This window comes from Thermogutta sp., assembly GCF_014359955.1.
In the GTDB taxonomy this organism is placed as follows: Bacteria; Planctomycetota; Planctomycetia; order Pirellulales; family Thermoguttaceae; genus Thermogutta.
In genome coordinates, this window is the sequence record NZ_JACIYL010000251.1 from 1 (window position 1) to 5,425 (window position 5,425).

The following is a 5,425-nucleotide window of genomic DNA, read 5'->3' on the forward strand; positions in this document are numbered from 1 at the left end:
CGGTGAAGTTCCGCAACATCTGGGTGCGGGAGCTCCACGAGCTCAAGTGCGAACAGCGCAAGCCGGAAAAGCCGGAAAAGCCGGAAAAGTCCGAGAAGCAGTCTGACAGCCACTGATCGAGTTGAAACGGGGATGGACGCTCCACGGAATTGTCCGCCCGACGGAGAATCACAGTCGTCGGTTTGTACACGTCAATGAATTGTGGGATCAAGGGCGGCCGATCGGTCGCCCCTTCCCATTTTGGGAAATGTTGGGGGAAACAGTCGTTGATCCCGTCTCCACACGGCACGAGGGCGAGGGCACCGGGCAGGGGGAATGTCTCTCGTGCCCGTGAACTGATTTGTCACTCGCTGATGGTAAGGGCAATTCATGAATTGGCCCTACCGGAATTTGGCGTCGGCCGTGGTTAATGTGTCTTCAGAGGTGGAGGCACCGGCCCACCGTAATCTGGTTGCCCGGTGGGCATGCCGTTCCCGGTGAACCTTCGGGCATTCCCCCGAGTCCGCTCCTGTTAAACCGCGGCAAAGGGGGGTATATTGCAGGTAATAGCGGCTCGCAGCCGGTCTCGGTGCAGAGGGTGCGGGCATCGGTCTTCCCAAATATGTCTGGCCCCGCGAATACATTTTGTCCTGAAAGCGTTGACAGGTAGAGTTTATGGCTATCCGCGTTGCCATTTTAGGAGCGACAGGCTATACGGCAGTCGAGTTGATCAAGATTTTGCTCCGTCATCCCGAAGTGACGATCACGGCGTTGACCAGCCGGCAGGAGGGGAACGCCCCCGTCGCGAGTGTGCATCCCTCCCTTGTCGGGCGGATTTCTGCCAATCTGGAGAATCTCACCCCGGCAGAAGTGGCGGCTCGGGCGGAGTGCGTGTTTAGCTGCCTCCCCCATTGCGCCAGCGCCGAAGTCATTCCGGACCTGCTGAAGGCCGGTTGTCGGGTAGTGGATTTCAGCGCCGATTACCGGCTGAACTCCCCGCAGGTTTATGAGGAGTGGTACGGCCACCGGCATCCCGACCCGGAACGCCTGGGCAAGGTCCCCTACGGTTTGCCGGAGCTGTTCCGCGAAGAAATCCGCAGTGCGGCGCTCGTGGCCAATCCGGGCTGTTATCCCACCTCGGTGATTCTTGCTCTGGCGCCACTTTTGAAAGCCGGACTGATCGAACCGCGGGATATCATCGTAGATTCTAAAAGCGGCGTTTCCGGGGCGGGACGCACGCCCAAGTTGACCACCCACTTTCCCGAGTGCAACGAGAGCCTCTCGGCCTACAACGTGGGACGGCATCGCCATCAGCCCGAGATTGAACAGATTCTCGGTCAGGTGGCAGGGGGTGCGGTGGAGGTGGTCTTCACCCCGCATCTTGTCCCGATGGATCGGGGTATTTTGACGACCACCTACTCCCGTCCCACGCGACAGGTCACCGAGGACGAGGTGCTCGATTGTCTGGAGAGTTTTTATCAGAATGAGCCGTTTGTTCAGGTGGTGGATCATCTTCCGGCCACCAAAGATACGGCAGGCACCAATTTTTGCCATATCACCGCCCGCATTGTGCGGGATCGCATCGTGACGGTGAGTTGCCTCGATAACCTCGTGAAAGGGGCTTCCGGCGCCGCGGTCCAGAATTTCAATCTCATGTATGGCTTCCCGGAAACGACAGCCCTTTTATGAGCCGCGGCTGGCTGGCAGCTTCCACCACGGGGTGGTAAACGCTGGTTGGAAAGTCACAATTGCGGAGATTACTCTGTTTCGGCGAGAGACCCCTGACAATGGCAGTGCGTGTTCCAAAAGGCTATCTGGTGGCGGGCGTCCACTGCGGACTCAAGCGCGACCTGCGCAAACCCGACCTGACTCTCATCGTCTCCGAGACACCGGCCACGGCGGTGGGCGTCTATACCCAGAACATCGTCTGCGCAGCGCCGGTGCAGCTCGATCGCAAACGGACACCGAGCACACGAATCCGCGCAGTGGTGATCAACTCCGGCAACGCCAATGCCTGCACGGGGGAGCGCGGTCTCCGGGATGCCGAAGAGATGGCCCGTCTCGCCGCCAAAGCTGTCGGGGTCGAAGAAGATCAGGTCCTGGTGATGTCCACGGGTGTGATCGGGGTGTATCTCCCGATGGACAAGATCGCCCACGGCATTGAGCTGGCCGCCGCCCGACTGGGCAACGACGAAGAAGCCCTCATCATGGCTGCCCGAGGGATGATGACCACTGACACGGTGTACAAGCTCTCGGGACGCACACTCTCCCTCGCCCGGCGCGAAATCCAGATTACGGGGATGGTCAAAGGTGCGGCGATGATGGGGCCGAATCTCGCCACCATGCTGGGCGTCCTTTTCACCGACGCGACCCTGGACGTGGAGACGGCTCAGCGGCTGCTGCGCGAAACCGTGGACGACACGTTCAACTGCATCAATGTGGACGGTCACACCAGCACCAACGACACGGTGCTCTTTCTCGCCAATGGTGCGGCAGGGGGACCGCCCCTCACCGGAGATCTCCTGGAAGATTTCCAGCGGGAATTCCACAGTCTGTGTGTGGAACTGGCCCGGATGATCCCTGCCGACGGAGAGGGGGCGACGCACCTCATCACCATCGAAGTGACCGGTTGCCGCACACGCCAGGACGCCCTTCAAATTGCCCGAGCCATCGCGAATAGCCCTCTCGTCAAAGCGGCCATCCACGGTGCCGATCCCAATTGGGGACGCATCGTTTCTGCGGCGGGTTACGCGGGCGTACCCTTCGATCCCAACAAGTTGACGCTCTATCTCAACGGCTTTTGCCTCTACCGCGATGGCACGCCCGTCAAGTTTGACGAGATCGAGGTGTCGAACTCCATCCGGGCGGAACGCGAAACGCGGATCGAACTCGTGCTCCAGGAAGGCAACGCCTCCGGCCGGTTCTGGACGACCGATCTAACACCCGAATACGTCCGCCTCAACGCGGAGTACCGCACCTAAGTGACGCCCTCGATCCTCCCGTCCGGTGGAGTCGGGTTTTGTCCCATCACCCCGAGCGATCTTCTGCCAGGTTGTGGGAAGAATCGGATAGGCGTCGGTCACTCCAATCCCCGGGCGCCGGCGACGGGGATTCGGGCCCCGGTCGCTTCCTCCGCCCGGCGTTTCGGCCAGAATCGCGGTTCCACGGAGAAATGGACGCCCACGCTGTCCCGGCTGGCATCGACATTGATTCCCGCGCTGACGAGGAACGATTCGCCGATTCGGGTGAGCGAGAAACTCTGGCCGATGTTGCTTGATTCCCCAAGGTCCACCGAAACCCCCAGCGTGGTCATCCATTTTGGCGACATCCAGTAGGAGTAGGACAGAAATAGGACGGTGCTGTCGATCGGACCCTGGAGAATTCTCAGCCCCAGATAGAGATCGCCACGCGGGGGCCGGCTGAGATACCCTCCGAAGGTTACCAATTTCTGTCCGGAATCAAAGAAATCAAAGAGACCAGAAGAAGCCAGCGTCAGACGGTCTCCCACAAACCATCGCGCGTCATAGTCGAGAAGGCCCACGAATCGACCGAAGTTATCGCGGGAGGAGTCGGGGAACAGCGAAAAGTGCGTGTCGAAGGTGATCCAATCAACGATCCGCTGGTGGCCCGGCATCCCGCGCTTCGTTTGCCAGCGCTGCTCCACACCCAGGCGAATGAGCGTCAGATCATCGGCGATTTCCATGCTGGGTGATGTGACCCAGGATGCCAGGCCTGTTCGCAGGGCGTAAAAGCGTTCGTCGAAGCGATCGGGCGCCGGTGGGCCGCCGAATCCACTGCTCGGCCCAAACGTTAACACGGCGAGTCGGCGTCGAAACGCCTCGATCGCGTCGTCGTCGAGGGGCTCATAGAGGGGAAGGAGATCCATGTCGCGGCTGGAATTGGCCCAGAACGCTTCCGCTTCGAAGGTGATTTTGTGAGCGATCCCATGAACGTTGAACAGATCGCTTTGGATGTAAGGATTGACGGCCCACACGGGAAGACTTGCCCGCGCTCCCAGTTGGACGTAGGCCCGATGGAGACTGTCGCCCGCCCGGTCCTCTCCCCAATGCCCCAGTTCCCCCAGCGCATAGGGAACAACTTTTACCGGGCCAATCTGAAACGGCCAGTCAATCTCCTGGCGGGAAATGAATCGTTCGCTCACCGTGCGGAGTGGCTGGCCCGTGATCGAGGACGTCTCCCACGGCAAATAGGAAAACGCTGCCAGATCAGCGGGATCCTCCGGCCGTGAGGCAGCCCGAAATCGGGCCAGACCCACGCTCGTGTGTTCAAACCATGTGAACGCGTCGTTGAGGAATGACTCGCCCAGCTTGTAATGGTCGAATCGCGGAAGCCAGTCCGTCTGGGTGAAGAACGGATTAACTCGCACCGCGGCCGACAGATCCCAGGACGCATTCCCGTAAATCCGCTTCAGTGAAATAGCCGTGGACTGGTCTTTCAGCTCGTCCCATTCGCGCTCATAGTACTGTTCCAGAAAATTACGGTCGGAGATCAGACCGGCCTCGGCAGTGAGCTGGTATTCCTCGGAAAGATATTGCCGGTGCTGCCAGAGAAAGCGGTACCGATAATTCTTTTCCGGCACCAGAGCCCGCCGACCCTTTCCCAGGTTGTCCAGGCCGTCATCGTAAATGCCCCAGAAGTCCGCCAGACCCGTGGCATAACCTGGCAAACCAAAAAAGCCAAACCGCGAGTAGCTCACCGACGTGCCGTGACCCAGCCCACGCTCGCTGAGATAGTCCAGGCTGAGACTCCATTCCACCCCTTCCGGCCGGTTGCGGATGCCAAGAAGCTGGAAGGCGTCCCAGCTTGTCAACACCTGCGTGCCGAAAATGCTGTCGTGTCGGAGGCGGAACCGGGTGAGGTAATACGTCGGACGGGAAAGATCCCCGGCCAGCACCGGCCAGTAAAACACGGGAATATTCCGCAGGTAAATGAAATTGTCCCGGCTCATTGCCCACGGATGATGCGTCATCACCGGTTGGCCCGTTTCCGGGTCGATGATCGGCTGGCCCGTTACCGGATCGAGGGCTGGCTGAACACGGTCTTCGACATAGGCGAACTGGGTCTGCAGACGGTATCCCGGCACACCCATCCGACTGGTGGTCACAAAAAGATTCTGGGCGAAAAACTGGCTTTCGTTGAGCTGCTGGAGAATTTCCGCCCGAAGGCGCAAATAGCCTTCGTAATCGGGAAGTCGGGTGAGCAGTTCCGCGTTGAGAATGATCCCTGCCCGCCGGGCCACATCGTAGTACATCCTGTCGGCGTAAATAACCCGATCTCCCTGCCGGAAGACAATGTGGCCTTCCAAATACAATTCCAGGGGAAATCGGCTGGGCTGCGTCCGTTCGCCGGTCAGGTCGGGCTGATCTTCTCCCGTGTACCAGATGACCACCCGATCCGCCGAAATATCCACCGTCCCCAGCGATCC

3 protein-coding genes are annotated in these 5,425 nt (G+C 59.8%); 2 read left to right on the forward strand and 1 reads right to left on the reverse strand.

The features are described from left to right. Positions 1 to 654: 654 nt before the first annotated feature. Together argC and argJ are read left to right on the forward strand one after the other, a co-directional pair. On the forward strand, positions 655 to 1,668 hold the full coding sequence (gene argC / locus H5U08_RS09295; RefSeq protein WP_297032386.1) for an N-acetyl-gamma-glutamyl-phosphate reductase: 1,014 nt from the start codon (positions 655 to 657) through the stop codon (positions 1,666 to 1,668). Positions 1,669 to 1,766: 98 nt separating this feature from the next. Next, on the forward strand, positions 1,767 to 2,960 hold the full coding sequence (argJ, locus tag H5U08_RS09300; protein WP_297032387.1) for a bifunctional glutamate N-acetyltransferase/amino-acid acetyltransferase ArgJ: 1,194 nt from the start codon (positions 1,767 to 1,769) through the stop codon (positions 2,958 to 2,960). 98 nt (positions 2,961 to 3,058) lie between these two features. Here argJ and H5U08_RS09305 read toward each other — a convergent pair. After that, positions 3,059 to 5,425: organic solvent tolerance protein OstA (locus H5U08_RS09305; RefSeq protein WP_297032388.1), on the reverse strand; the 2,367-nt coding region annotated here is incomplete at its 5' end.

Excerpts from the sequence above, each read along its gene's own strand:
- argC (WP_297032386.1), top strand. The coding sequence starts at position 655 with ATGGCTATCCGCGTTGCCATTTTAGGAGCGACAGGCTATACGGCAGTC.
- argJ (WP_297032387.1), top strand. The coding sequence starts at position 1,767 with ATGGCAGTGCGTGTTCCAAAAGGCTATCTGGTGGCGGGCGTCCACTGC.